Origin of the sequence: Miltoncostaea oceani (genome assembly GCF_018141545.1) — a bacterium.
GTDB lineage: Bacteria > Actinomycetota > Thermoleophilia > Miltoncostaeales > Miltoncostaeaceae > Miltoncostaea > Miltoncostaea oceani.
Map to the genome: position 1 here is coordinate 663,216 of NZ_CP064356.1, position 24,794 is coordinate 688,009.

A 24,794-nucleotide genomic window follows, 5' to 3' on the forward strand; every position below is an offset into this window, starting at 1 on the left:
AGAGGTGATATAGCTATGAGCCATGAACAGCATCGACATGCGAAATCGTGCCGTAACGCCAGCAGCGATCCGCATTTTGGGAGAAGCTACGCCGGATGAGCGAGCCGCCCCGCCACGAGGTCCTGACGCTTCCCGAGGTGGCCGAGTGGCTCGAGCTTCATCCCAACAGTGTCCACCGGGCCGCGCGATCGGGGCGCCTTCCCGCGCGGCGGGTGGGCAAGGAGTGGCGTTTCCTCCGCGAGGCCGTCGCCGCTCGCTGGACTCCCGGTCGGCGGCTTCGCGGCACGCCCCCGCTTCCAACCGTCCACCAGCTGGCTGTCCCCGAGGCGCCGATCGCCCTGTCGGCTCAGGAGGCCGCCGACTTCCTGCGGGTCGAGCTGCACACCATTTACCACGAGGCGATGGCCGAGCGGCTCCCCGCCTGGAAGGAGGGCAACGAGTGGCGCACCTCCGAGGGGGCCCTTCGGGAGTACCTGCGCGCGGACCCCGATGCGGACACCCGCTACATCAAGGAGCGGGACCCCCGGCGCCGCGCGTGACGGGCGGAGTCAGCCGATGAGCGCCCCGGGGCAGGAGCCTCTCCCAGAGATGTACCGGGTGAAGGCGCTCGAGCAGGCCCTGCAGATCATCGCCGCCCTAGAGGCCGAGCCCGAGCTGACGCTGCCCGAACTCGGTGAGCGAATCGGTACCCAGACCCCGAACGCCCACAAGCTCGTCCTTCACCTGGCCGAGGCGGGTCTCGTCGAGGCGAGCCCGCTGACCAAGCGCTATCGCCTCGCTCCGGGACGCCTCGGTGAGCTCTCGGCCCGGGCCCTCGCCGGGCTGAACCCCTGGGAAGAGCTTCGCCAGGTGGTTCCGGATCTCAAGAAGTCGACCGACATGCCGGGCCTGATCGCGGTGCTCTCGGGCGGGCGGGCGATCTACGTCGAGCAGTTCCGCGGCCCGGCGCGCGCTCTCGGGCGCGCCTTCCCGGCCCACGCAACCGCCCTCGGAAAGGCGATCCTCGCCTTCCTGCCGGCGCCCACGCGGGAGGTGGTGCTCGCCGAGCTCGTCCTCGACGCGTGGACCCCGAGGACGATCACCGACCCCGAGCGCCTTCGCTCCGAGTTCGCCGTGATCGCCGAGCGCGGATACGCCCTTGAGGATGGCGAGCTCGACGGGCCGCGACGCTCGATCGGTGCGCCCGTGCGCGACCACACCGGTGAGGTGATCGCCGCAGTCGGGGTCGGCGGCGCGCGCGCGAGCATTCCCGACAGGAGGATCGCGACGATTGCTGAGCTGGTCGTCGCCGAGGCCGAGCGGGTATCTGCCGCCCTCGGGGCCGGCGGACTCGCCGCCATGCCTGCGCGGACTCTCGAGGTCGAGGTGCTCGGGGCGGTAGAGCCGCCGGTGCCTCCGGCGCGCGAAGGTGTCACCGAGCCGACCCGCCGCCCGCGGCGAACACCCCGCGCCAAGCGCGGCTCGGGAGCCGGTGGGTCGTGAGCACGGCCGCCGCCCCGCGCGCGCTGCCCCTCTTTCGCTGGGGGCTGGCGGCGCTGGCCGGCGTGGTAGCGCTCATCGTCTCCCTGCCACTCCTCGCGCTCCTCGCCGCCGCGGGCGGATGGACGAGTTCGGCCCGGGCGGCGTCCTCGTCGGTGAACGCGGCGGCGCTCGACGAGTGGATGGCCGACGACGTGCCCGGCTCGCCGCTTGTGGGACTCGGGCGGGTGTTCGTCGCCGAGGGAGTGCGAAACGGAATCGACCCGCGCGCGCTGGTGGCGATCGCCCGCCACGAGTCGGTGCTCGGGACCGAAGGGTCGGGCGCCGGCATCAACAACGCCTTCGGCTGGGGGCCGGCGATCCCGTTCAGCTCATGGGAGCAGAACATCGCCACGGTCGCCCGCGGCCTGGCGACCAACTACCTCGGCCGGGGACGCACGACGCTCGCCGACATCCAGCCGGTCTGGGCTCCGGTCGGTGCGACCAACGATCCGGGCGACCTCAACTCCGCGTGGGTGGAGGCGGTCGGGCGCTTCTACGCGGACCTCGGCGGCGACCCGACCCTGCCGATCACCCTGGAGGCGCAGGGGGGTGCTCTCGGCGCCGGCGCGACGATCGGCCCCGGAGGCCTCGCGACACCGACCGGAGGCCTCGGCACTCTCAGCGGCGGCCCCGGGGAGGGCACGCACGACTACGGCGCCTGGCCGAACAACTGGCAGTCGGACCGCGCGGTAGACATCAGCCTGCCCTTCGGATCGCCGCTCTTCGCCGTGCAGGCCGGGGAGATCGTGCGGATCGGCGGCGACGCGACGCGCTTCGACGGCCGCTTCGGCGGCGCCCAGCTAACCATCGAGTCGGCCGACGACGCCTACTACTACGCGCACCTGTCGGGGATCGTGGTGGGCGAGGGCGATCGGGTGGCGCTCGGGCAGCTCATCGGCTTCTCCGGCGCGGCGAACGGCGTCGACCACCTTCACCTCGGCGTCATGCGGCGTGATCCAGTTGCCCTCGCAGGGGTCGGATAGTGGGCGAGCCACGGAAGCGGGCCCTGACCCGCGACGACCTCTTGATGGCGTGGCTCGACGCGCAGCGGTACGCAGGCGCCCACGTGGATCTTGAGACCTTCCACACACGCCGGCTCGCGGCGATGGAGACAGCGTTCCTGGTGGATCTACGGCAAGGGCCCCGCTCGCTGCCGGAGGGCCTCCCCGTCTGGCTCGTCGAGTCGATGCCCGAGCACATGCGATCAGGCCTGGCAGGGGGGCGCAATCCCGCCGCGCTGCAACGGCTGTTCCTCCGGGCGACCGACTGGCTCCTGAAGAGCGGCTCGGCGTTCGGCGGATACCTCGAAGCGCCGCCGCTGGTTGCCGCCCTCTATCAGCGCCATAGAGATGCCCTCGACGAGGCCGCCGAGGCCGTCCGCCGCGGTCATCGGGCCCTCCTCCTCGACCTGCTCGAGTTGCTCTGGGGGCTCGACGCCGAAACCCGGGTCGACCGAGCCCGTGTGGTCGCCGCGGGGTTCGATCCGGACGAACGCGAGCCCGAGCCGGAGGACTACTGGTGACACTGTGGCTGTCGAACCTGCTCCGGCGAATACGCGGACTACCGCGTCGCGCTTCGGAGGCGGAGTGGGCTGCGCTCATCGAAGAAAACGAGCGGATCATCCCGCGCACCACAACGGCGGAAGACTGGCCGTCCGTCATGGAGGCCGTGATCGCATCCGTGGGATCCCGAGCGGCGTTGATCGCCAAGCCTGCGTGTCTCGGAGTCGCAGTCGAGCGACCGTTCGAGGTTGCCCTCGCGGCGGCGCTCAACGGCGAGCTCTCATGGGACCTCAGAGCCCGCACCGGGGGCGGGCACGGGCTCACGGACTTTCCGGCCCTCGGCCCTTACGACGTCTCGGTGGCGGATGGTCGGCCGGATGACACGCATGCGGCCATCCTCGAGTTCAAGAAATGGGGTGCGCCTGGTATCAACAGCGCGCCCCCCAGGAAGCGGCACGAAACGCTTTGGGACGTCCTCAAGGTCGGGTGCTCGGTGGCCCGAGAGCGGTCTGACCGCGGCTACCTCGTCACCCTGGCCCCCCGGACGGCGTGGAAGCAGCCGCACGAGTTCGCGGCGCTCTTCGATGGTGTCGAATGGGACACCCTCGAGGTCTGCGCTCGCCATCCGGAAGCGATGGCCTTCTTCAAGGCCGGTTGGCGCCTGCCCATGGTTCCTGCCCGCGTGCGGTCCGTTCCGGCGGGGACGGAAGCGGCCGTTGACGCGTGCGACGGCTCTGACTGGCTGCTTCGAGCCGTGGCGATCGAGCCGCGCGGGCCGCTGGTGCAGCTCGTCCTCCCGGGAGCGCCGGCCGCGGGGATCGGTCCGCCGCCAGCATGAGCCACAGTGAGTACAGAGAGGCCAGCAAAGGCGGCCGCGCCGAGTCCGGCGCATCGGAACACCCGGGTTGGCTCCGGATCTCGGTCGAGCTGAGTGACGAAGACGTGAGGCGCATCGCCGACCAGATGGCGGCGCTCCTGCGCACCGAGCCCCGCGGCATCGATCGCGAATCGCCGTATCTCACGATCGACGAGGCCGCTGCCTACCTGCGGTGCCGTCGTCAGCGCATCGACGACCTTCTGTCACAGCGTCGGCTCAGCCGCATCAAGGACGGAGCGCGGACGCTGATCGCGCGCGCCGAGCTCGAGGCCTACCTGCGTCGAGGCGCCGACGACCCGTCGCTGGTGCGCTGGGGCTCGGCCGCGTGAGTACCGGCCGGGCCGGGGTCCTCGTCGTGGGCAAAGCGCGGCTCCGGGAGGTCGTCGGGGATCAGGTGGACGTAGGTCGCCAGGGTGAAGGCCGGCGAGTGGTGGCCGAGCACGACCTGTACCTGCTTCGCGTTCCAGCCGGAGCGGAAGAGGATCGAGGCGCAGGTATGGCGCAGGGTGTGGACGCCTGCCCAGGGCACTCCGGCCCGCGCGGCGGCGGGCTTGACGATCGAGCGCAGCACGAACTCCGGGCGCAGCTGACGGTCCTCGGGCCCGAGGAAGACCAGGGCCTCGTCGTCGGCGCCGGCCCGGTGGCGCCACAGGTCCTGAGCCAGGCGCGTCGAGATCGGCACCTGCCGGATCCCGTAGCTGCTCTTGGGAGTGTCGAGGCGACCGAGTCGGAGACGTCGGCGCACGTTCACACGCCGCGTGCCGAGGTCAACGTCCTCCCAGCGCAGCGCGATCAGCTCGCCGACGCGAAGACCGGTCTGGGCGAGGAAGCGCACGATCAGGCGCCAGCGCTCGGGGGTCTCCTCGATCAGGCGAGCGAGCTGGCCCTCGTCGAGCGCGCGACGCTTCTCGGTCGGGTCGAGCTTCGCACCTGCGCCGAGACGAAGGCCGGCGGCGGGGTTAACCCGCAGCAGGCCCTCCTCGACGGCCGTGGCAAACAGAGCCCGGACCGGGGCCATGACGATGCGCACGGTCGCGGGTGCGAGTCCTTTGTCTGTGAGGTGGCGAGCGAGGGCCTTCAGGTCCCGCTGCTCGATCTCGGACAGGCGTCGACGGCCGATGACCGGGATCACGTGGAGCTGCAGGTCGCGGTCGTACTCGGCGATCGTCTCCGGGCGGATGCCGCGACTCGTCCGCCCCTCGTAGGTGCGCACCCACTCGCGGGCGTAGTCCTCGAAGCGCGCGCGCGACGACTCGCGGAACTCGCCTCGGGCGACGTCGGCGGCGAGCGAGCTCTTCAGGAGGCGCGCCTCAGCGAGGGTCGTCGCCGCGCGCTTACGCCGGCGTCCCGATGGGTCCGTGAACGTCACAACGTAGCGGCTGCCACGGCGGTAGACGCCGGGGGTGGTCGTGCGCTCGTAGGGGGCCGCCATGGGAGGGCGATGTTCCCACTTCTGTTCCCACCCTGCAATCGCAGGGCCCTGTTAACAACGATCGGAGAAGCCGTGATCGCCTATCTCAAGCGCGATCTCACCGATGGGCCGTCTGGGATTCGAACCCAGGACCTTGGGATTAAAAGTCCCCTGCTCTGCCAACTGAGCTAACGGCCCACCGCCATTCTGACGCCTCCGGGGCCCGGGCGGGTCGCGACGGGGCCCGCCCGGCTGGCATCCTGCGGCGGCTGAGCAAACCACCGGAGGGATCGCCCGTGGCCGTGCACCTCACCCCCGACCAGATCGCCGCCCTGCTCGAAGTCGAGCCGGACGTCGTGGTGAACGCCGCCGACGAGGTCGGCGTGCCGGTGTACCAGGGGCAGATCGACCGGGTGCTGCTCGCCGAGGCGCTCGTCGCCGCCGGGCACCACCTCGCCCCCGTCGCGTCGGAGCGCCTCCTGCGCGCCGGCGACGCCTCCTCCGGCTAGGCGCCGCTCAGCCCGCGAGCCAGCGGCGCTCGATCTCCAGGGAGTGGTCGGTCAGGGCGGCCTGCAGGAGCGGTCCGAACGTGATGCGCCCCACGCCGAGGGAGGTCAGGTGCGCGAGCGAGTGGTCGACGGGGTGCGCCGTGATGTTCACCGGCACCGGTATCGCGGCGACCACGTCGCGCACCAGGTCGTCGTCGCTCTGGATCCGCACCGGGTAGACGCAGTCGGCCCCCGCCTCGACCAGCAGCAGCAGCCGGGCGACGCCCTCGTCGCGGAGCGCCGCCGGGTCGGCCGCGTCCTTGAAGAGGTCGGTCCGGCCGTTCACCACCAGCGGCACCCCCGCCGCGTCGGCCGCCCGTCGCAGGCCCGCGACGTACTCCGCGTGCTCCTCCGGCGCGCGCATCCGCCCGCCCTCCGAGTGGACGGTGTCCTCGATGTTCAGGCCGGCGGCGCCCACCGCGACGAGGCCCTCCACCAGGTCCTCCGGCGGGTGCCCGTAACCCGACTCCAGGTCGACCGACACGGGTACGTCGACGGACGCGATGATCGGCCCGACCGCCGTGAACACCTGCTCCAGCGACAGCTTCTCGCCGTCGCCCGAGCCGAGGGCGTCGGCGAGGGGGTGGCTGCCGATGGTGAGGGCGGCGAACCCCGCCCGCACCGCCGTCCGCGCCGACCATGCGTCCCACACCGTCGGCAGCACCAGCGGCCGTTCCCCGCCGTGGAGTGCCCTGAGCCGCGCCGCCGCGCCTGCCGCGTCCACCGTCATCGCCTGTCTCCACGGGTCGTCGGGTCGTCCGCCTGGGGGAGGCGGGTGGAGCCCCGCCGGGCGGGTTTCGCCGACGGGGGTGGCACGACCGGGCCGATGTCGCCGTCGGGCGCCTCGTCCAGGTCGACGATCACCGGCGCGTGGTCGCTCGGGCCGGTGCCCTTGCGCGCCTGGCGGTCCACCCACGCCGCCCGCACCCGCTCCGCCACCGGCGCCGACGCGAGCGCCAGGTCGATCCGCATCCCCAGGTCCTTGTGGAACATGCCGGCGCGGTAGTCCCAGTACGTGAAGATCCGCTCCGACGGCCACCGCTCCCGCACGACGTCGTGCAGCCCCAGCGCCATGAGGTCGGCGAGGGCCGCGCGCTCCGGCGGCGTGACGTGGGTCTGGCCGACGTACGCCTCCGGGTCGAAGACGTCCGCGTCGGCGGGGGCGATGTTCATGTCGCCGACCACGATCGCGTCGTCCGGGCCGCCCGCCACGACGTCGCGCAGCGCGGCGAGCCACTCCAGCTTGTAGCGGTAGTGGTCCGAGTCGGGCTGCCGCCCGTTCGGCACGTACAGGCAGTGGACCCGCACGCCGCCGCAGGTCGCGGCCAGCGCCCGCGCCTCCGGGACCTCCCAGTCCGGCGCGCCGGCGAGGCCGGTCACGACGTCGTCGAGGCCGACCCGGGACAGGATCGCCACGCCGTTCCAGCCACCCTGCCCGTGCGCCGCGACGGCGTAGCCCCGCGCCGCCAGCTCGTCGTCGAGCAGCTCCGCGAACGCGTCGTCCGCGAGCTTCGTCTCCTGCAGGCAGACGACGTCGGGGCGGCGGTCGTCGAGCCACGGCAGCAGCCGCGGCATCCGCTGCCGTACCGAGTTCACGTTCCAGGTCGCGATGCGCATCCGCCCCACCATACGAGCCTCCGCCCCTGGCGCGCCTCCGCCCCCGGCGCCGTCCCCCCGGGGTAGGGTCGGGCGATGGAACTCGGGCTGGAGGGGCGCGTCGCGCTGGTGACCGGGGCGTCCCGGGGCATCGGCCGGGCCATCGCCGAGGGCCTCGCCGCGGAGGGCGCGCGCGTCGCCGTGGCGTCCCGGTCGCGGGAGGCGCTCGAGGAGCTGGCGGGCGCGATCGGCGGGAGCGCCCACCACCTCGACAGCGACGACCTCGCCACCATCGACCCCCTCGTCGACGCCGTCGAGCGCGACCTCGGACCCGTGGACGTGCTCGTCGCGAACACCGGGGGCCCGCCCACCGGGGCCGACCCGCTCGGATTCACCGCCGCCCAGTGGGAGGCCGCGCACCGCGCCCTCGTCGTCGCGCCGATGCTGCTCATGGCGCGCCTCGTCCCCGGCATGCGGGCGCGGGGGTGGGGCCGCGTCCTCGCCGTGTCGTCCAGCGCCGCTCGCGAGCCGATCGGCGGGCTGCAGCTCTCCAACGCCAACCGGCCCGGCCTGCTCGCCGCGATGAAGCACCTCGCGCACACCGCCGCCGCCGACGGGGTCACGTTCAACGCCGTGCTGCCGGGGCGGATCGCGACGGACCGCATCGTCGCCAACCACGGCTCCCTCGCCGCGGCCCAGGAGGCGGCGCGCCGGCTCGTCCCCGCCGGCCGGCTCGGCACCCCCGCCGAGATCGCCGACGTGGCGGTCTTCCTCTGCTCCGACCGCGCCCGCTACGTGACGGGGCAGTCGCTCCTCGTCGACGGGGGGCTGACCCGCTCCTGGTGACGCCCGTCGCCGGCGACGGGGGGACGCGAGAACCGCAGCTCCACCTCGGTGCCGGGGGCGCGCTCGTGCCACCGCGCGTCGTCGGCGATGGCGGCCATGATCACCCGACCCCGCCCGCGGATCTCGTGGGGCTCCGGCGGCGTCGGGGGGTGGACGGGCGTCGGGGCGCCGGGGCGGCCCCGGTCGCGGATCCGGACGTGCGCGCGGTCGCCGTCGGCCTCCAGCTCCACCTCGACGGGCGCGTGCGGCTCGGAGCCGTGCTCGATCGCGTTCTGGACGGCCTCGTCGACGGCGAGCACCACGTCGTCGCGGTCGTCCGTCGGCCAGCCCGCACGGGCGAGGCCGGACGCCACGCACTCGACCAGGCGGCGCGTCGCGGGCGGTGACGCCGGCTCGCCGGCGCGGAGCCTCACCACGTCGTCACCGGACGTCTCGGCGGGGGGAGGTGCACCCGTGGTGGGTACCCGGCGATCCACGGCCTAACCGTCCCCGCCCGGGGCGGTTCGGGGTGCGAGACACGCCATGACGGCGTCCACGACCCCCTCCTCCCAGCCCTCCGGGAAGCCGTCGCCCGAGAGGTACCGCGCCTGGTAGGCGCCCGAGATGAGGTCGATGACGGCGTCCCGGTCGACGCCGGGGTCGGCGGCGCCCGCGGCGACGGCGTCGTCGAGCAGGCGCCGGTAGATCTCCCGCCGCGGCTGCAGGGTCCGCTCCCGGAAGAGGCGCAGCAACTCGGGGGTGTGGTGCTCCTCGGTGAGGCAGGTGCCGACGAGCGCCATCACCGTCACCCGCTCGGCGTTGCGCCGCGCCTGGCGCAGCTGGGCGAGCAGGTCGGTCCGCAGGTCGCCCGTCGGGGCGGGGCGCCCCGTCTCGCGCAGGTGGGCGAGGGCGGCGGTCGCCAGGTCGGCCTTCCCGGCGTAACGGAGGTAGAGCGTCGCCTTGCTGACCCCGGCGCGCGCGGCGACGCCGTCCATGCTCATGCGGGCGTAGCCCTCGGTGGAGAGCAGGTGGATCGCCGCGTCGATGATCGCGGCGTCGACGGCCGGCGAGCGCGGGCGCCCGGCGCGGCGTCCCTCGGGGGCGGTTGTCGGTTCCGGCGCGGCGGCCACGACCGGACGGTACCACCACCGGGCGGTTTAGTGAACTGGACCGTTTGGTATGTTGACCGGCATGACCCTGGGATCCTGGAAGGCCCTGATCGGGATGCTCGTGCTCACCATGGGCACGAGCACGCTCACCCCGCTGCTGCCGCTCTACAAGTCCCACTTCGGCATCTCGACGGGCACGGCGACGCTGCTCTTCGTCACCTACACCGTGACCGTCTGCCCGACGATGCTGATCGCCGGCAACCTGAGCGACCGGCTCGGGCGCAAGCGCCTGCTGCTCCCCGCGATGGTCCTGATGACGCTGGCGTCGCTCGTGTTCGCCCTCGCCGAGAGCGTGCCGCTGCTGTTCGCCGGCCGGGTCCTGCAGGGCCTCGCGATCGGCGGCTTCCTCGGCGTCGGCGCCGCCTTCGTCGTCGACCACGCCCGCGTCGAGAGCAAGGCCCTCGCGGCCGCGCTCGCCGGGGTGTTCTTCCGCCTCGGCTTCGGCCTCGGGCCGGGCCTCGCGGGCCTCGCCGCCCAGTACGGCCCCGCCCCGCGCCACACCCCCTTCTGGGGGCACATCGTCCTCATGGTCATCGGGATCATCGCCATCGCGACGGCGTCCGAGACGCTCATGCGAAAGGCGGAGCCCGGGCCGTTCCGCATCCGCATCGGCGTGCCCGCCGGGCAGGCCCGCGGCTTCCTGACCTACGTGGCGCCCGCCACCTTCATGATGAGCTTCGTCGAGGGCACCGTGCTGTCGGTGGTGCCGATCTTCGTCTCCGAGACACTCGACGTGAAGAACCTCGCGGTGATCGGCGCGATCGGGTTCATGGTGCTCGCCCTCGGCGGCCTCGCGCCCTTCCTCGCCCGCGGGCTCGAACCGCGGCTCTCCATGACGATCGGGGTGCTGCTCGCATCGACGCTGTCGTTGCTGATCGTCGCGTCGTCGACCCTCGACAACGTCGGCATCGTGCTCTTCGCCGCCGCCGCGATCGGCCTCAGCAACGGGTTCATCCTCTACGGGGGGACCGTCATCTGCGGCACGATCGTCCCGATCGGGGAGCGCGGCAAGCTGATGTCGCTGCTCTACATGTGCGCCTACGCCGGGACCATCCCGACCGTCGCCCTCGGCTACCTCGCCGACGGCATCGGCCTCACGGCGACCCTCGGCATCTTCTCGGCGGTCGCGATCGGCATCGCGCTGTTCGTGGTGACCGTCGGACGCCGCTTCTTCCGCGAGGTCATCCCGTGGGTCGACACGCCGCCCGCCCCGGCCGAGACGCTGGTGTCGCGCACGACCTGATGGGCCACGGGGCCGGGGTCCCCGCAGGCCGGCGGCGCTACGCTGCCCCCGTGACCCGAGACGACGAGACCCACGACGTCGACCCCAACGAGACCCAGGAGTGGCTCGAGGCGGTCGACGACATCCTCCGCGAGTACGGCCCCGAGCGCGCGGGCGAGCTGCTCGGCCGGGTGGTCACCGAGGCCCGGCTCTTCGGCGCGGTGGTGCCGGTCAGCGACAGCACCCCCTACGTCAACACCATCCACGTGGAGGACGAGGAGCCGATCCCCCACGACCAGGACGTGGAGCGCCGGCTGCGCTCCGCCATCCGGTGGAACGCGGCGGCCCTGGTGCTGCAGGCCAACAAGGAGTCGTCCGAGCTCGGCGGGCACATCGCCAGCTTCCAGTCCGCGGCGACGCTCTACGAGATCGGCTTCAACCACTTCTGGCACGCCCGGTCCGAGGACCACGGCGGCGACCTCGTCTACATGCAGGGGCACTCCTCGCCCGGCATCTACGCCCGGGCCTACCTCGAGGGCCGGCTCGACGACGACCAGATGCGCAACTTCCGCCAGGAGGTCGACGGCAACGGCCTCTCGTCGTACCCGCACCCCTGGCTCATGCCGGAGTTCTGGCAGTTCCCGACCGTGTCGATGGGCCTCGGCCCGATCATGGCGATCTACCAGGCGCGCTTCCTGAAGTACCTCCAGGGCCGCGAGATCGCGGACACCTCCGCCCGCCACGTGTGGGCGTTCATGGGCGACGGGGAGATGGACGAGCCCGAGTCGATGGGCGCCATCTCGCTCGCCGGGCGGGAGAAGCTCGACAACCTCGTCTTCGTCGTCAACTGCAACCTGCAGCGCCTCGACGGGCCCGTGCGGGGCAACGGCAAGATCATCCAGGAGCTCGAGACCAACTTCCGCGGCGCGGGCTGGAACGTCATCAAGGTGATCTGGGGCGAGAACTGGGACCCCCTCCTCGCCGAGGACCACGACGGCCTGCTGAAGCGCCGCATGGAGGAGGCCGTCGACGGCGAGTACCAGACGTTCAAGTCGCGCGACGCCGACTACGTGCGGGAGCACTTCTTCGGGGCGTACCCCGAGCTGAAGGAGCGCGTGAAGGACATGTCCGACGCCCAGATCTGGGCGTTGAACCGCGGTGGCCACAGCCCGCGGAAGGTCTACGCCGCCTACCACGCCGCCGTGCACCACGAGGGCCAGCCCACCGTGATCCTCGCGAAGACGATCAAGGGCTACGGCATGGGGCGCGCCGGCGAGGGCCAGAACATCACGCACCAGCAGAAGAAGATGAACGAGGAGGCGCTGCTCGCCTTCCGCGACCGCTTCGGCGTGCCCCTCACCGACGAGCAGGCCCGCGACGCCGTCTTCTACAAGCCCGACGACGACAGCGCCGAGATGACGTATCTGCGGGAGCGCCGGGCGGCGCTCGGCGGCAGCCTGCCCGCGCGGCACGCCGACGCCCCGTCGATCGAGATCCCGCCGCTCTCCGCCTTCGACGCCCTGCTGAAGGACACCGGCGACCGCCAGATCTCGACGACGATGGCGTTCGTCCGCGTGCTCTCCACGCTGGTGCGCGACAAGGGCATCGGCCGCCACGTCGTCCCGATCGTCCCCGACGAGTCGCGGACCTTCGGCATGGAGGGGATGTTCCGCCAGCTCGGCATCTTCAGCCAGGTGGGGCAGCTCTACAGCCCCGAGGACGCCGAGCAGCTCATGTACTACCGCGAGGACAAGGGCGGCCAGATCCTCGAGGAGGGGATCACCGAGGCGGGCGCCATGTCGTCGTGGATCGCGGCGGCCACGTCGTACGCCAACCACGGCGTCCCGATGATCCCGTTCTACATCTACTACTCGATGTTCGGGTTCCAGCGCATCGGCGACCTCGCCTGGGCGGCGGGCGACAGCCGCGCGCGCGGGTTCCTCGTCGGCGGCACCTCGGGGCGCACGACGCTGAACGGCGAGGGGCTGCAGCACGAGGACGGCCACAGCCACGTCATGGCCGCGACGATCCCCAACTGCCGGGCCTACGACCCGACGTTCGCGCACGAGGTCGCCGTGATCGTGCAGGACGGGCTGCGGCGGATGCTCACCGACCGCGAGGACGCCTTCTACTACCTCACGGTGATGAACGAGAACTACCACCACCCGGCGCTCCCCGAGGGCTCCGAGGAGGGGATCCTGCGGGGCATGCACGTCATCCGGCAGGCCGAGGGCAAGGGCCCGCGGGTGCAGCTGCTCGGGTCGGGCGCGATCCTCCGCGAGGTGCTCGCCGCCGCCGACATCCTCCGGGAGGACTACGGCGTCGGCGCCGACGTCTGGAGCGTCACGAGCTTCACGGAGCTGCGCCGCGACGGCCTCGAGGCGGAGCGGTGGAGCCGCCTGCACCCCACCGAGGAGCCGCGGCTCTCGTACGTCGAGACGCAGCTCGGCGACCGGGAGGGACCGGTCGTGGCGGCGAGCGACTACGTGCGGGCGTTCGCCGACGGCATCCGCCCGTTCGTGCGCGGCCGGTACGACGTGCTCGGCACCGACGGCTACGGCCGCAGCGACTACCGCGTCAAGCTGCGCCGCTTCTTCGAGGTCGACCGCCACCACGTGACCGTCGCGGCGCTCGGCGCGCTCGCGCGGGAGGGCGTGATCGACGCCGCCATCGCCGCCCAGGCGATCACCCGTTACGACATCGACCCGGAGGCGGTCCCGCCGTGGCAGCGATGAAGGTCACCGTCCCCGACATCGGGGACTTCGACGACGTCCCGGTGATCGAGGTGCTGGTCGCGGCGGGCGACACCGTCGCCGCCGAGGACCCGCTGATCGTGCTCGAGTCGGACAAGGCGAGCATGGAGGTGCCCGCCCCCGCCGCGGGCGTGGTCGGCGAGGTGGCGGTGAAGGTCGGCGACGCGGTCTCGCAGGGCGACCTGATCCTGACCCTCGAGGAGGAGGGCGGCGGCGACGCGGACGACGCGGACCACGACGGGGAGGCCGATGCGGCTCCCGACGCCGACGCCCCCGACGACGACGAGGGGGACGAGCCCGACAGCGGCGGCACGTCCGATCCCGCGTCGGCGGGCCAGGAGGAGCAGCAGGCGGCCCCCGACGAGGCGCCCACCGGCTCCTCCGGGGACGGCGCCGGCGACGGGGACGAGGTGAGGTCGGAGCGCCCGCCCGCCGGCACGTTCGACGGCGACGACGTCTACGCCGGACCTGGCGCGCGACGGCTGGCGCGCCAGCTCGGCGTCGACCTCGGCGCCGTGGAGGGCAGCGGCCCGAAGGGCCGGATCACCAAGGAGGACGTGACCGCGGCCGCGGAGTCCGGCGGCGGCGCGGACGCCTCCGGCGGCGCCGCCCCCGCGGCGGCCCCCGCCGCCCCGGCCGGGCTGCCCCCGTGGCCCGAGGTCGACTTCGCGTCGTTCGGCCCCGTCGAGGTGGTGGAGCGCTCGCGCATCACGCGCATCGCGGCGCCGGCCCTCGCCCGCAACTGGGCCATGATCCCGCACGTCACCCAGCACGACGAGGCCGACATCACCGCGTTGGAGTCCTTCCGCACGGAGGTCAACGCCGCCCACGCCGACGAGGGCGTGAAGGTCACGATGGTGTCGCTGCTGCTGAAGGCGTGCGCCGCGACGCTCCGGGCGTTCCCCGAGTTCAACTCCTCGCTCGACGGCGACCGGCTCGTGCTGAAGCGCTACTTCCACCTCGGGTTCGCGGCCGACACGCCGCAGGGCCTGCTGGTGCCGGTGATCCGCGACGTCGACCGCAAGGGTCTGCTCGAGATCGCCCGCGAGCTGACCGAGCTGTCCGGCGCCGCCCGCGAGGGGAAGCTCTCCCGGGAGCAGATGCAGGGCGGCACGTTCACCATCTCGAGCCTCGGCGGCATCGGCGGGACCGCGTTCACCCCGATCATCAACGCCCCCGAGGTCGCGATCCTCGGCGTCTCGCGGTCCGCGATGAAGCCGGTCTGGCAGGACGGGGAGTTCGTCCCCCGGCTGATGCTGCCGCTGTCGCTCTCCTACGACCACCGGGTCGTCGACGGCGCGGCGGCCGCCCGCTTCACGACGCACCTCGCCGACCTCCTGAGCGACCCGCGCAAGATGCTGCTGTGAGCGAGGAGGGCCAGGCCGACGTCCTCGTGCTCGGGGGCGGCCCGGGCGGCTACACGGCGGCGTTCCGCGCCGCCGACCTCGGGCTGTCCGTCACGCTCGTCGAGCGGTACGAGCGGCTCGGCGGCGTCTGCCTCAACGTCGGCTGCATCCCCTCCAAGGCGCTCCTGCACGCGGCGAAGGTGATGACCGACGCCGAGGACGCCTCGGCGATGGGCATCGCGTTCGGCGCCCCCGAGGTGGACCTCGACGCCCTGCGCGGCGCGACGGCGAAGGTGGTCACGACGCTCACCGGCGGGCTCGACGGCCTCGCGAAGAGGCGCAAGGTCCGGGTGGTGCGCGGCACGGGGACGTTCACGTCGCCGAACGCCCTCCGGGTCGAGGGACCGGACGGGGAGGAGGAGACCGTCGCGTTCGCCCACGCGATCATCGCCGCGGGCTCCCAGGCGGCCCGCATCCCCGGCCTCCCGGACGACCCCCGCGTGATGGACTCGACCGGCGCCCTCGCCCTCGACGAGGTGCCCGGGCGGCTGCTCGTGATCGGCGGGGGGATCATCGGCCTGGAGATGGCGACGGTCTACGACGCCCTCGGGTCGCGGGTCACCGTCGTCGAGATGCTCGACCGGCTCATCCCCGGGTGCGACCCCGACCTCGTCGCGCCCCTCCAGAAGCGGATCGGCAGGCGCTACGAGGCGATCCACCTCGGGGTGCGCGTGTCGGGCGTCGAGGCCGCCGACGACGGGCTGCGCGTCGCCTTCGAGGGGGACGACGCCCCTGAGGCCGTCACGGTCGACCGGATCCTCGTCGCGGTGGGGCGCCGCGCCAACGGCGGCGCGATCGGCGCGGACGCCGCCGGCGTGGAGGTCGACGACCGCGGGGTGATCGCCGTCGACGCGCAGATGCGCACCAACGTCGCCCACATCCACGCGATCGGCGACATCGTCGGGGACCCCATGCTCGCCCACAAGGCCAGCCACCAGGGCGTCGTCGCGGCCGAGGCGATCGCGGGCCTGCCGGCGGCGTTCGACGCCCGCGCCATCCCGTCCGTCGCCTACACCGACCCCGAGATCGCGTGGGCCGGGCTCACCGAGACGGCCGCGGAGGCCGACGGCACCCCCTACGAGGTCGCCGTCTTCCCGTGGGCGGCCTCCGGCCGGGCGCTCGCGACCCACCGCGCCGAGGGCCGCACCAAGCTCCTCGTCGAGCCGGGGTCCCGCCGCATCCTGGGGGCGGGGATCGTCGGCGTGAACGCGGGCGAGCTGATCGCCGAGGCCGTGCACGCGATCGAGATGGGCGCCGACGCCGAGGACCTCGGCCGCACGATCCACCCCCACCCGACGCTCTCCGAGACGCTGATGTTCTCGGCCGAGGCGGCGGAGGGGACGATCACCGACCTCTACCTCGGGAAGCGCTCCCGCCGCGACTGACCCCGCCGGGGGCTACTGCTGGTAGCCCTCGACGGTGTCCTCGTCGCGCAGCGACGCCTCGCCGGGGTCGCGGCCCGCGGCGCGCTCGGCGCGACGCTGGCGCAGGAGGTCCCAGAAGCGGTCGAGCCGCACCTGCACCTCGCCGAGGCGGGCGTGCTCGTCGTCCGTGAGGGCCCGCCCGTCGCGGTGCTCCAGCAGCCGGTGCTCCTCGGCGACCAGTTCCTCGATGACGCCCTGGATGTCCTCGTCGGCCATGACGCTCCCCCTCGGCGGTGTCGGTGGTCGACCCATCATCGCAGGGCCCCGGGCGGGGTCGGGCCGGTGGCGGCCCCGGTCCCGGCGTCGCGGGACGGCCCCCGGCCGCGTGCGCGGCCGGGGGCGGGTGACTCAGGCCCCGCGGTCCGTGCGGGACGCGTCGCGCGCGACGGCGTCGGCCATCTCGGCCCGCGCGATCTGCGGCGTGGGGGCGGGGGTCCGCTGACGGGCGCGGAGCGCGTCGCGGGTGGCGTCGTCGCGGCCGACCCCGGCGTAGTAGCCGTGGATCTCCCGCTCGCGGTCGGGCGTGACCTCGCCGTCGTCGTCGAGGCTCGGGGCGCCCTTCAGGTGGTCCGTCGAGTACGGCACGACGGCGTGCGCGTCGCGGCCGTCGCCCTCGTCCACGTAGGTGACGTCGTCGATCGGCACGACGTGGGTGCCGCGCGACAGCCACCCCGTCGAGACCGACAGGTAGCGCACGCGCTCGGCGCGCGGGTCGAGGAACACGTCGCGGATGGAGCCGACCTTCTCGCCCTCGGCGTCGCGGACGTCCATCCCCTTCAGGCGCGACAGCGACGCGAGCCGGGTGGGCCCGCCCACCGCGTCATCGTGGTGGTGATGGTCGTCGTGGGTGTCGGCCACGACCGCGGGACCGGTCTCGCCGGCGCTGACGGTGCGCGCCTCGTCGGTCGTCCCGGTGCTCTCGTCGTCGATCCTCGCCATGGTGCGTCTCCCTCTGGTCCGGTGCTGAGGGGGGGACGTACCCGCGTGGGCCCCGGGCTACCCCCGACCGGGTTCGGGGCGGAGGCGCACCGGCTCGGCGACGCCGGGCACGCGGACCCCGCGGCGCGGGATGCGGAGCGTGGCGACCGCGCCGACCAGGGCAGCCGCGCCGGCGATCAGGAACATGGCGGTGAACGCGCCCTCCGACGGGATGTCGGGGGTGCCGGAGATGGTCGCCGCGCTCAGCAGCGCCGCGCCGACCTGGCCGCCGACGACGCCGCCGATCGTGCGCATGACGGTGTTCATGCCCATCGCGACGCCGGTCACCTCGCGTGGCACGGAGTCGACGATCAGCTTGGCGAGCATCGCGTAGACCAGGCCGACGCCGACGCCGATCAGCGTCATGGCGATGACGATCTGGTACCCCCGGTCGTGGAAGAGCGCCAGGGTGAGCCCCCCGAGTCCGAGGATCACCGAGCCCACGCACGTCAGGGAGCGTGCGCCCACGCGGTTCTCGAGGATACCGCCGAGGGGCCCGACGATCAGCATCACCGCCGAGGCGGGGAGCAGGTAGAGGCCGGCAACGATGACGCTCGCCGCGAAGCCGTAGGGGATCATCGCCGCCAGCTCCGGCGGGAGGTTCGCGCCCATCTGGACGAAGCTCGGCACGAGCAGGAACGTCCCGAACATCGCGAAGCCCGCGATGAACGCGACGATGTTGGTCCAGAGGACGGCGCGGTCGCGCATCATCCCGATCTCGATCATCGGCTGCGGCACCCGCAGCTCGACGACCACCCAGAGGCAGAGCACGACCACCGAGAGCGCGAACACGCCGAGCGTCGCGGCGCTCAGCCAGCCCCACGTCTCGCCCTCGCTGAGGGCGACGAGCAGGGCGGAGAGGCCGATCGAGAGGGTCAGCGCGCCCTGCCAGTCGACGCGCGAGGGGGTGCGGATCGGCGACTCGGGCAGCAGGCGCCACGTCAGCACCATGGCGACCACGATCGGCACCGCGCCGATCCAGAACAGCCAGCTCCAGTGGAGGCTCTCGAGGATTACGCCGCTCAGCACCAGCCCGGCGCCGCCGCCGACGCCGAAGGTGGCCGACAGCAGGCCGAGGCCCATGCCCACGCGCTCGGGCGGGAGCTCGTCGCGCACGATCCCGAAGGCGAGGGGGAAGATCGCGCCCGCCGCGCCCTGCAGGGCGCGGGCGAGGATCAGCGCGCCGATCGACGGCGCGAGCGCCGCGGCGACGGTGCCGACCGCGAAGACGCCCATCGCGATCATCAGCAGGCGCTTCTTGCCGTAGGTGTCGCCGAGCTTGCCGAGCAGCGGCGTCGCGATGGCCGAGGTCAGCAGGAACCCGGTGAACACCCACGCCGTCCACGTCGTCGTGGTGTCGAGGTCGCGCTGGATGGTCGGCAGGGCCGGGACCACCAGCGTCTGCTGCAGGACGTAGGACACGCAGACCACCGCGAGCAGTCCCAGCGTCACCCCCGGCCGCACCCGGCGTGCGTCATCCGCCATCATCGAACCCCGATCGGTCTGCGGGCGCGCGGCGCCCCCGGCGAGAAAGTTGCATGATACAAGCGATGCCCGTTCCCGGCCCCGACCACACCACCGGCGACCTCGACGCCCTCGCCGAGGCGCTCGTCGAGGTGCGCGCCCGCCTCGCGCCCCTCGTGCTCGCCCGTCAGGAGCGCCGGCGCACCGGCGCGACGGCGGCGGAGCGCCTCAGCACCCCGCAGCACCTGACGCTGCTGGCGCTCGGTGACGGCCCGCTCACCATGACCGCCCTCGCCGGTGCGACGGGCGTGGCCATCAGCACCGCCACCCGGATGGTGCAGTCACTCGTCCGTGAGGGCTGGGTGGCCGCCGTCGACCCCGCCGAGGGCGACCGCCGACGCCGCCCCGTCGGGCTGACGCCCGCCGGGCGCGAGGTCAGCGACGCCGCGACCGCGCACCTGCGGTCCCGCATCCGTAGCCTGCTCGACCACCTCGACCCCGGCGAGGGCGCCGCCATCCTCGCGGGCGTCCGTGCCCTCGAGAAGGCGATTCAGCTCGACGACGAGCGGCGCGCCCGGGCCGTGGCGGCCTCGAGCGCGGCCTCGATCTCCCCCAGCGAGGGCGCGGGACCGGACAGCGGCGACGCCGCCGCCGGGCGCATCCCGTCGAGGATCACGCCGAGGTAGCGGCGCCAGAGGTCGGGGATCTGCAGCTGGCAGGGCTGCGCGTGCCCGGCGGCGGTGATCAGGAAGAGGACGTCGACGGGGACGAGGTCGTCGCGGACCACACCGGCGGCCTGGGCGCGCTCCAGGAGCGCGGCGAACGGGGCGGTGACCCGGTCGCGGGCCCCGCGCAGCTCCGGTGACCCGACGACGTCGCTGCTGGCCGTCTCGAACATGCCCCGGTCCCGCGCCTGGCGCTCGGCGATGGCGGCCATCGCCGCGACGAGGGCGTCCCACGGGTCGTCCACCGTCCGGGCGATCTCCTCGACCGCGTCGGCGGCCTCGCCGAGGCGCTGCTCGAACATCGCGAGGACGAGGTCGTCCTTGGTGGGGAAGCGGCGGAACACCGTCGCGTGCCCCACGCCGGCGCGGCGCGCGATCTCGTCGACGCAGAGATCGGCGCCGTGCTCGGCGAAGAGCTCCGACGCGGCCGCCACGATCCTCTCGCGGTTGCGGCGCGCGTCGGAGCGCAGGTTGGAGGTCACCGCGGGCCTCCTAGAGCCCGGCGTGCGCGGGCGCCTCCGACGGCACGATCTCGGCCACGTCCCGGCGCCGGACGTAGGTGGCGAGGATGACGACCCCGAGGACCATCAGCGCCGCGCCCCCGGCGAAGGCCGCCTGGAAGCCCTCGACCAGCGCGCTCGCCTGGTCGGCCTGCGTCGGCGTCCCGCCGACGCCCTCGAGGGCCCCCTCGGTCTGCGAGGCGGCGATCGTCGAGAGGATCGCGAGCCCGAGGGCGCCGCCGATCTGCTGCGACGAGTTGAAGACGCCCGACGCGAGGCCCGCGTCCTCGTCGGCCACGTTCGCCGTGGCGATGAGGGTCAGCGGGACGAACGTGAGGCCGAGCCCGGCGGACATGACCAGCAGGCCGGGGAGGAGGTCGGCGACGTAGGTGCCGTCGACGGTGACCCGGGAGAGCAGCAGCAGGCCGACGGCCGCGACCGCCATGCCGGCGAGGCCGATCGTGCGGACCCCGAGGCGCGCGATGGAGCGCTCCGCGATCACGGAGAACAGGATGATCCCCGCGGTGAGCGGCAGGAAGGCGAGGCCCGCCTGGACCGGCGTGAAGCCGAGGGTCTGCTGGACGTAGATCGACGCGAAGTAGAAGACGGCGAACATGCCGCCCATCACCGCGAGCATCGAGAGGTTGGCGCCGGCGAGGGAGCGGGTGCGGAACAGCCCGAGCCGCACGAGCGGCGCCTTCGAGCGGAGCTCGATGACCACGAACGCCACGAGCAGGGCGGCGGCGGCGGCCATCATCCCGATGGTCTCGACGGAGCCCCAGCCGTAGTCGACGGCGCGCACGATGGCGTAGACGAGCAGCGTCAGGCCCGCCGTGACGCTGACGGCCCCGGCGATGTCGACGCCGGAGGTCGGCACCCGCGACTCGGAGACGTACTTCAGGCCGAGGAGGATGGCGGCGGCGCCGATCGGCAGGTTGACGAGGAAGATCCACTGCCACGCGAGGTACTCGGTGAGCAGCCCGCCGGCCAGCAGGCCGACGGCGGCCCCGCCCACGGCGATGGCGGCCCAGGCGCTGAGGGCCTTGGCGCGCTCGGCGGAGTCGCGGAACGTGGTGGTGACGATCGAGAGCGCCGCGGGGGAGACCATGGCGGCGCCGAGGCCCTGCAGGGCGCGGGCGGCGATCAGGAACTCCGAGGACTGGGCGAGCGCGTTCAGCAGCGACGCGCCGGTGAACACCACGACGCCGGCGATGAACAGGCGGCGGCGGCCGATGAAGTCCGCGGCGCGGCCGCCCAGCAGGAGGAACCCGCCGAAGGCGAGCGTGTAGGCGTTGACCACCCACTGGAGCGACGAGGCGGAGAAGTCGAGGTCGTCCTGGATGGCCGGCAGCGCGACGTTCACGACGGTCCCGTCCAGGACCACCATGAACTGGGCGATGCAGACGATCACCAGCACGAGCCACCGGCGGTCGGCGGACGGTGCGGAGGGCGGTGCGGATGTCACGGGGCGGCTCCTGCGGACGGATGGGACGAAAGCGGAGTGATGAGTCCGGTTCGCGACGATAAACCAAGTGGAGTGTCGAGTCCACTTCGTGCGGGCGCCCCCAAGTCGCGGTCCCAGACGCCCCCCTGTAGTCTGGATCGGTGCCTAGCAGTCTGTCTGCGTCGCGGGCTCCTCTCGGACGGACTGGTCGGGGGAACCGCGCGCCCGCGTTCGTCCGTGGCATCCGACTTGCCGTTTAGGGTGCTGCGCATGAGGCCCGTCGCCACGACCGACGCAGCCTCAGGGGTGCGTCACCCTGGCCGCGGGCGGGGACGCGTAGTCCGGCTGTCGCTTCGAAGAGGTTCCGCGCTCACGAGGCCAGCGAGGGCGCCGGTCTTTGCTGCTGCGGCCGACTGTCCACAGATGCGCGCTCTGTCTTCCCTTCGCCACGGGGGTCCTCAGCGCACAGAGTTGGGCACAAGCGCTGCGGCCAGAGCCTCGAGACAGCCCCCGCCCTTGCCGCCCTTCTATGGGCGCTTCATCCGACCTCTTCTCTTCCGCGTCGACGCCGAGACGATCCACGAGCAGACTCTGCGCCTCTTGCAGCGCGCTTCACCGGTTGTTGGTCGCTTCCAGCTTCCGGTCGCGGGTAGGGGACGACTCGCGCAGAACTGCCTCGGCCAAACGTTCAGAGATCCCATTGGACTGGCTGCGGGCTTCGACAAAGAGGCGCGCGCAGTCCCATTCTGGTCTTTCCTTGGCTTTGGTTTCGTAGAGATCGGAACCGTCACGGCCCACCCGCAGCCCGGGAACATTGGGCCGCGCATCGAGAGGCGACCGACCGACTTTGCTCTCGTCAACCGGATGGGGTTCAACAACACTGGCGCAGCCAAGGTCGCGCTCACCCTTGCCGACTGGCAAAGGCGTGGCCTGCTGGGACGCGTGCCCGTCGGGGTGAACATCGGGAAGTCGCGTTCCGCGGACCTTGACTGCGCTCCAGCCGACTACGCGGCTTCAACCGAGATGCTCGCGCCTTTTGCATCGTTTCTCACGGTGAACGTGAGCTCGCCCAACACACCAGGCCTGCGTGAGCTTCAAGAGGCGGATCGTCTCGCGGGCGTGCTCGAAGCGGTTCAGGACGCACTCTCGACTCATCAGGCGTGGTCTGGTGTGGCAAAGCCTCTCTTGGTGAAGATTGCGCCAGACCTAACCGAAGCCGAGGTCGATGCCGTCGTTGATCTCGCGATCGACAGAGGTCTCAGCGGCATCATCGTCTCGAATACGACGAACAACTGGGGCGATCTGTCCCCGCATTCGGGCGCGAGGGTCCGATCAGGAGGCGTCTCAGGTCTACCCCTGCAAGAGAGGTCTACTTCCCTGATCGGGCATGTCGCCCGTCGTGCGGAAGGGCGCTTGCTGATCGTTGGTGTTGGCGGAATCTTCTCTGCTGACGACGTATGGACGAAGATGGCCGCCGGCGCATCCCTCGTTCAGCTTTACACGGGTTTTGTGTACGGAGGCCCTAACGTCGTTCGCGCGATCGCCGCCGGGCTGCTCGCCCGGATGGACCGCGAGGGCGTCGGGAACGTGTCCGAGATCGTCGGCAGCGCGGTCCACCCCGCAGGGTAGGCTGGGGGCCTCCCGGCCGGTCGACCCGCGCCCCAAGGGCCTCTCTGCTCGAACTCAGCGATCTCGCCGTCGTACTCGTGACGCTCGCCGCGGCGAGCGTGCTCGCGGGTCGCCTCGGGCTCTCGGCGATACCGGTCTTCATCGTCGCCGGCATCATCCTCGGCCCGTCCCCCGGATTCCCGGAGATCGTCGAGCCGTCCGAGGGGACCGAGCTGCTCGCCCGGCTCGGGATCGTGCTGCTGCTGTTCTTCCTCGGCCTCGAGTTCTCGCTCGGCCGGCTGACCGCCGCGCGGCGGATGGTCATCGTCGGCGGCCTCGTGGACCTCGTGATCAACGGCGGCCTCGGGATCATCGTCGGGGTGGCGCTGCTCGGCCCCGGCCCCGAGGCGATCCTGCTCGCCGGCCTGATCTACATCTCGAGCAGCGGCATCGTCACCCGCGCGCTGTTCGACCTGCGGCGCCTCGCCGACGACGAGACCGACCTGGTGCTCGGCATCCTCGTCTTCGAGGACCTCGCCGTCGCCCTGTTCCTGGGCGTCGCCGCGGCCCTCGCCACCGGGGAGTCGGTGGGAGGGCTCGAGGTCGCCGCCACCGCGGGCCTGGCGCTCGGGTTCGTCGTCGCGTTCCTGCTGGTCGGCCGCTGGGCCCACCACCTCTTCGACCGCATCGGCCCCCGCCTCGACCGCGAGCAGCTCCTGCTCGGCGCCCTCGCGATCGCGATCGGGGGCGGTGCGCTCGGCGAGGCGGCGGGGCTCTCGGAGGCCGTCGGCGCCCTCCTGGCCGGCATCCTGCTGTCCGGGTCGGAGGTCCGCGACCAGATCGAGCAGAACCTGCTCGGCCTGCGCGACTTCGCCGCCGCGATCTTCTTCTTCGCGTTCGGGCTGGAGGTCGACCTGTCGCAGGCCGGGGACGCGGCGCCCTGGCTGCTGCTCGCGGTGCCCGTCGCCGTGGTCGGCAAGCTCGTGGCCGGGTACGTTGCGGGACGTGCGACCGGCTTCACCAAGCGGCAGAGCGTCAACGTCGGCTCGGCCATCGTGGCCCGGGGCGAGTTCACGATCATCCTCGCGAACCTGGCGGCGGCGGGAGTCGCGCTGGACGCCACGTTCCGGGAGCAGGTCAGCCCCTTCGCCGGGCTGTTCGTCCTGGTCACCGCGGTCGTCGGGGTGGTATTCATGAGGGAGTCGCGGCGTATCGGACGGCTCGTCTTCCCCACGCGCGCCGCCCGCAGAGAGTCGAGGAGATAGCCCGATGCTCGAGGTCCGCGAGACCCGGCTCCCCGGAGTCGGCACCAAGTTCACCCTGCGCACGGGCCGCGGGGACAAGGTCTCCGCCGTCGTCCACCTGGACGGGATGCGGGAGATCTACCACTACGAGGACGAGGACGACGAGCCCCACGTCATCACGCTGAACGACGAGGAGGCCCGCCAGATCGGCGCCATCATCGGCGGCGTCGTCTACCGGCCCCAGCTCGTCAAGGACCTCGAGGTCGCCCTCAAGGACCTGGTGATGGAGTGGATCGAGCTCCCGCGGTCCAGCCCGATGGTCGGGCTGACGGTCGCGACGTGCCGCATCCGCTCCACGACGGGCTCCACCATCGTCGCCATCCTGCGGGAGGCCGGCTCCCTCGCCACCCCGCACCCCGACGAGGTGCTGCGCGCCGACGACACCCTCGTCGTGATCGGGCGCCCCGAGAGCTTCGACGAGATCCGGCGCCTCGTGGCGGAGGGACCGCCCGACTGATCCCCCGCGGGCCCTCCGACGGCGCGGTGGCCCGGTGAGGCGCCCCAGTGGCCCGGGTTC

Annotated in this window: 25 protein-coding genes, 1 tRNA gene and 1 pseudogene; 16 read left to right on the forward strand and 11 right to left on the reverse strand. The window is 72.7% G+C overall.

The features are described 5' to 3' along the window. Positions 1 to 95: 95 nt before the first annotated feature. From IU369_RS03270 to IU369_RS03295, 6 genes are read left to right on the forward strand one after another with little or no spacing between them, the layout of a single operon-like run. Positions 96 to 539 carry a helix-turn-helix domain-containing protein gene (locus IU369_RS03270; RefSeq protein ID WP_217923141.1) on the forward strand — a complete coding sequence of 148 codons (444 nt, stop codon included), beginning with the start codon at positions 96 to 98 and terminating at the stop codon, positions 537 to 539. Between the two features lie 16 nt (positions 540 to 555). Then, the gene (locus tag IU369_RS03275) at positions 556 to 1,482 is read left to right on the forward strand and encodes an IclR family transcriptional regulator (protein WP_217923142.1); all 927 of its coding nucleotides are present in this window, start codon (positions 556 to 558) and stop codon (positions 1,480 to 1,482) included. Beyond that, on the forward strand, positions 1,479 to 2,504 hold the full coding sequence (locus tag IU369_RS03280; RefSeq protein WP_217923143.1) for a M23 family metallopeptidase: 1,026 nt from the start codon (positions 1,479 to 1,481) through the stop codon (positions 2,502 to 2,504). Before IU369_RS03275 ends, IU369_RS03280 begins: the two co-directional genes overlap by 4 nt. A gap of 44 nt (positions 2,505 to 2,548) precedes the next feature. Beyond that, positions 2,549 to 3,043, forward strand: a complete 495-nt coding sequence (locus IU369_RS03285; RefSeq protein WP_217923144.1) for a hypothetical protein — start codon at positions 2,549 to 2,551, stop codon at positions 3,041 to 3,043. After that, the gene (locus tag IU369_RS03290; protein WP_217923145.1) at positions 3,040 to 3,861 is read left to right on the forward strand and encodes a hypothetical protein; all 822 of its coding nucleotides are present in this window, start codon (positions 3,040 to 3,042) and stop codon (positions 3,859 to 3,861) included. The genes IU369_RS03285 and IU369_RS03290 overlap by 4 nt, the downstream gene beginning before the upstream one ends. Then, on the forward strand, positions 3,858 to 4,229 hold the full coding sequence (locus IU369_RS03295) for a helix-turn-helix domain-containing protein (protein WP_217923146.1): 372 nt from the start codon (positions 3,858 to 3,860) through the stop codon (positions 4,227 to 4,229). Before IU369_RS03290 ends, IU369_RS03295 begins: the two co-directional genes overlap by 4 nt. On the opposite strand, the gene IU369_RS03300 is transcribed toward IU369_RS03295, so the two are convergent. Continuing rightward, a complete protein-coding gene (locus IU369_RS03300) occupies positions 4,172 to 5,332 on the reverse strand; it encodes a tyrosine-type recombinase/integrase (RefSeq protein ID WP_217923147.1) in 1,161 nt (386 codons plus the stop codon). The two genes, IU369_RS03295 and IU369_RS03300, sit on opposite strands and share 58 nt — an antisense overlap. 104 nt (positions 5,333 to 5,436) lie before the next feature. Further along, positions 5,437 to 5,509, reverse strand: a tRNA-Lys gene (locus tag IU369_RS03305). Positions 5,510 to 5,607: 98 nt separating this feature from the next. Here IU369_RS03305 and IU369_RS03310 point away from each other — a divergent pair. Next, positions 5,608 to 5,820, forward strand: a complete 213-nt coding sequence (locus IU369_RS03310) for a hypothetical protein (RefSeq protein ID WP_217923148.1) — start codon at positions 5,608 to 5,610, stop codon at positions 5,818 to 5,820. A 7-nt stretch (positions 5,821 to 5,827) separates the two neighbouring features. Here IU369_RS03310 and IU369_RS03315 read toward each other — a convergent pair whose 3' ends face one another. Both IU369_RS03315 and IU369_RS03320 read right to left on the reverse strand, forming a co-directional pair. Further along, positions 5,828 to 6,589 (reverse strand): isocitrate lyase/PEP mutase family protein, encoded by a 762-nt coding sequence (locus IU369_RS03315; protein ID WP_217923149.1) that lies wholly within the window; start codon positions 6,587 to 6,589, stop codon positions 5,828 to 5,830. Continuing rightward, complete coding sequence (locus IU369_RS03320; RefSeq protein ID WP_217923150.1) at positions 6,586 to 7,476, reverse strand: exodeoxyribonuclease III; 891 nt, start codon at positions 7,474 to 7,476, stop codon at positions 6,586 to 6,588. Before IU369_RS03320 ends, IU369_RS03315 begins: the two co-directional genes overlap by 4 nt. 75 nt (positions 7,477 to 7,551) lie before the next feature. On the opposite strand from IU369_RS03320, the gene IU369_RS03325 reads away from it, so the two are divergent. Further along, on the forward strand, positions 7,552 to 8,301 hold the full coding sequence (locus IU369_RS03325) for an SDR family oxidoreductase (RefSeq protein WP_217923151.1): 750 nt from the start codon (positions 7,552 to 7,554) through the stop codon (positions 8,299 to 8,301). Here IU369_RS03325 and IU369_RS03330 read toward each other — a convergent pair. Both IU369_RS03330 and IU369_RS03335 read right to left on the reverse strand, forming a co-directional pair. Next, complete coding sequence (locus IU369_RS03330; protein ID WP_217923152.1) at positions 8,247 to 8,714, reverse strand: ATP-binding protein; 468 nt, start codon at positions 8,712 to 8,714, stop codon at positions 8,247 to 8,249. The two genes, IU369_RS03325 and IU369_RS03330, sit on opposite strands and share 55 nt — an antisense overlap. A gap of 66 nt (positions 8,715 to 8,780) precedes the next feature. Then, the gene (locus tag IU369_RS03335; RefSeq protein WP_217923153.1) at positions 8,781 to 9,410 is read right to left on the reverse strand and encodes a TetR/AcrR family transcriptional regulator; all 630 of its coding nucleotides are present in this window, start codon (positions 9,408 to 9,410) and stop codon (positions 8,781 to 8,783) included. A gap of 61 nt (positions 9,411 to 9,471) precedes the next feature. On the opposite strand from IU369_RS03335, the gene IU369_RS03340 reads away from it, so the two are divergent. Genes IU369_RS03340 through lpdA form a run of 4 tightly spaced genes read left to right on the forward strand, consistent with a single transcriptional unit; the run spans position 9,472 to position 16,215 of the window. Next, on the forward strand, positions 9,472 to 10,692 hold the full coding sequence (locus IU369_RS03340) for an MFS transporter (protein WP_217923154.1): 1,221 nt from the start codon (positions 9,472 to 9,474) through the stop codon (positions 10,690 to 10,692). Next, a complete protein-coding gene (gene aceE, locus IU369_RS03345; RefSeq protein WP_217924322.1) occupies positions 10,692 to 13,406 on the forward strand; it encodes a pyruvate dehydrogenase (acetyl-transferring), homodimeric type in 2,715 nt (904 codons plus the stop codon). The genes IU369_RS03340 and aceE overlap by 1 nt, the downstream gene beginning before the upstream one ends. Beyond that, positions 13,403 to 14,791 carry a dihydrolipoyllysine-residue acetyltransferase gene (aceF, locus tag IU369_RS03350; protein ID WP_246551425.1) on the forward strand — a complete coding sequence of 463 codons (1,389 nt, stop codon included), beginning with the start codon at positions 13,403 to 13,405 and terminating at the stop codon, positions 14,789 to 14,791. Before aceE ends, aceF begins: the two co-directional genes overlap by 4 nt. Further along, complete coding sequence (gene lpdA / locus IU369_RS03355) at positions 14,788 to 16,215, forward strand: dihydrolipoyl dehydrogenase (protein ID WP_217923156.1); 1,428 nt, start codon at positions 14,788 to 14,790, stop codon at positions 16,213 to 16,215. Before aceF ends, lpdA begins: the two co-directional genes overlap by 4 nt. Before the next feature lie 12 nt (positions 16,216 to 16,227). Here the strand turns inward: lpdA and IU369_RS03360 are convergent, their stop codons facing one another. From IU369_RS03360 to IU369_RS03370, 3 genes are all read right to left on the reverse strand, one after another. Beyond that, the gene (locus IU369_RS03360) at positions 16,228 to 16,470 is read right to left on the reverse strand and encodes a DUF2630 family protein (protein ID WP_217923157.1); all 243 of its coding nucleotides are present in this window, start codon (positions 16,468 to 16,470) and stop codon (positions 16,228 to 16,230) included. A 132-nt stretch (positions 16,471 to 16,602) separates the two neighbouring features. After that, positions 16,603 to 17,193, reverse strand: a complete 591-nt coding sequence (locus IU369_RS03365; protein WP_217923158.1) for a PRC-barrel domain-containing protein — start codon at positions 17,191 to 17,193, stop codon at positions 16,603 to 16,605. Between the two features lie 57 nt (positions 17,194 to 17,250). After that, positions 17,251 to 18,717 (reverse strand): MFS transporter, encoded by a 1,467-nt coding sequence (locus tag IU369_RS03370; protein ID WP_217923159.1) that lies wholly within the window; start codon positions 18,715 to 18,717, stop codon positions 17,251 to 17,253. Positions 18,718 to 18,782: 65 nt separating this feature from the next. On the opposite strand from IU369_RS03370, the gene IU369_RS23735 reads away from it, so the two are divergent. Further along, entirely contained in the window at positions 18,783 to 19,382 is a 600-nt protein-coding gene (locus IU369_RS23735) for a MarR family winged helix-turn-helix transcriptional regulator (protein ID WP_343233194.1), read from the forward strand. Between the two features lie 26 nt (positions 19,383 to 19,408). Here the strand turns inward: IU369_RS23735 and IU369_RS03375 are convergent. Then, positions 19,409 to 19,903, reverse strand: a pseudogene (locus IU369_RS03375) (TetR/AcrR family transcriptional regulator); the annotation flags it as partial. 10 nt (positions 19,904 to 19,913) lie between these two features. After that, positions 19,914 to 21,386 carry an MFS transporter gene (locus IU369_RS03380; protein WP_217923161.1) on the reverse strand — a complete coding sequence of 491 codons (1,473 nt, stop codon included), beginning with the start codon at positions 21,384 to 21,386 and terminating at the stop codon, positions 19,914 to 19,916. Between the two features lie 495 nt (positions 21,387 to 21,881). On the opposite strand from IU369_RS03380, the gene IU369_RS03385 reads away from it, so the two are divergent. From IU369_RS03385 to IU369_RS03395, 3 genes are all read left to right on the forward strand, one after another. Beyond that, on the forward strand, positions 21,882 to 22,994 hold the full coding sequence (locus tag IU369_RS03385) for a quinone-dependent dihydroorotate dehydrogenase (protein WP_217923162.1): 1,113 nt from the start codon (positions 21,882 to 21,884) through the stop codon (positions 22,992 to 22,994). A 77-nt stretch (positions 22,995 to 23,071) separates the two neighbouring features. Beyond that, entirely contained in the window at positions 23,072 to 24,238 is a 1,167-nt protein-coding gene (locus tag IU369_RS03390; protein ID WP_217923163.1) for a cation:proton antiporter, read from the forward strand. Between the two features lie 4 nt (positions 24,239 to 24,242). Beyond that, positions 24,243 to 24,734, forward strand: a complete 492-nt coding sequence (locus IU369_RS03395) for a cation:proton antiporter regulatory subunit (RefSeq protein ID WP_217923164.1) — start codon at positions 24,243 to 24,245, stop codon at positions 24,732 to 24,734. The last annotated feature ends 60 nt before the right edge of the window (positions 24,735 to 24,794 follow it).

What these genes read in the sequence shown, in the direction of transcription:
- IU369_RS03270 (WP_217923141.1), top strand. Translation starts at nt 96, where the DNA reads ATGAGCGAGCCGCCCCGCCACGAGGTCCTGACGCTTCCCGAGGTGGCC.
- IU369_RS03275 (WP_217923142.1), top strand. Translation starts at nt 556, where the DNA reads ATGAGCGCCCCGGGGCAGGAGCCTCTCCCAGAGATGTACCGGGTGAAG.
- IU369_RS03285 (WP_217923144.1), top strand. Translation starts at nt 2,549, where the DNA reads ATGGCGTGGCTCGACGCGCAGCGGTACGCAGGCGCCCACGTGGATCTT.
- IU369_RS03295 (WP_217923146.1), top strand. Translation starts at nt 3,858, where the DNA reads ATGAGCCACAGTGAGTACAGAGAGGCCAGCAAAGGCGGCCGCGCCGAG.
- IU369_RS03300 (WP_217923147.1), bottom strand. Translation starts at nt 5,332, where the DNA reads ATGGCGGCCCCCTACGAGCGCACGACCACCCCCGGCGTCTACCGCCGT.
- IU369_RS03315 (WP_217923149.1), bottom strand. Translation starts at nt 6,589, where the DNA reads ATGACGGTGGACGCGGCAGGCGCGGCGGCGCGGCTCAGGGCACTCCAC.
- IU369_RS03320 (WP_217923150.1), bottom strand. Translation starts at nt 7,476, where the DNA reads ATGCGCATCGCGACCTGGAACGTGAACTCGGTACGGCAGCGGATGCCG.
- IU369_RS03325 (WP_217923151.1), top strand. Translation starts at nt 7,552, where the DNA reads ATGGAACTCGGGCTGGAGGGGCGCGTCGCGCTGGTGACCGGGGCGTCC.
- IU369_RS03340 (WP_217923154.1), top strand. Translation starts at nt 9,472, where the DNA reads ATGACCCTGGGATCCTGGAAGGCCCTGATCGGGATGCTCGTGCTCACC.
- aceE (WP_217924322.1), top strand. Translation starts at nt 10,692, where the DNA reads ATGGGCCACGGGGCCGGGGTCCCCGCAGGCCGGCGGCGCTACGCTGCC.
- aceF (WP_246551425.1), top strand. Translation starts at nt 13,403, where the DNA reads ATGAAGGTCACCGTCCCCGACATCGGGGACTTCGACGACGTCCCGGTG.
- IU369_RS03360 (WP_217923157.1), bottom strand. Translation starts at nt 16,470, where the DNA reads ATGGCCGACGAGGACATCCAGGGCGTCATCGAGGAACTGGTCGCCGAG.
- IU369_RS03365 (WP_217923158.1), bottom strand. Translation starts at nt 17,193, where the DNA reads ATGGCGAGGATCGACGACGAGAGCACCGGGACGACCGACGAGGCGCGC.
- IU369_RS03370 (WP_217923159.1), bottom strand. Translation starts at nt 18,717, where the DNA reads ATGGCGGATGACGCACGCCGGGTGCGGCCGGGGGTGACGCTGGGACTG.
- IU369_RS23735 (WP_343233194.1), top strand. Translation starts at nt 18,783, where the DNA reads ATGCCCGTTCCCGGCCCCGACCACACCACCGGCGACCTCGACGCCCTC.
- IU369_RS03395 (WP_217923164.1), top strand. Translation starts at nt 24,243, where the DNA reads ATGCTCGAGGTCCGCGAGACCCGGCTCCCCGGAGTCGGCACCAAGTTC.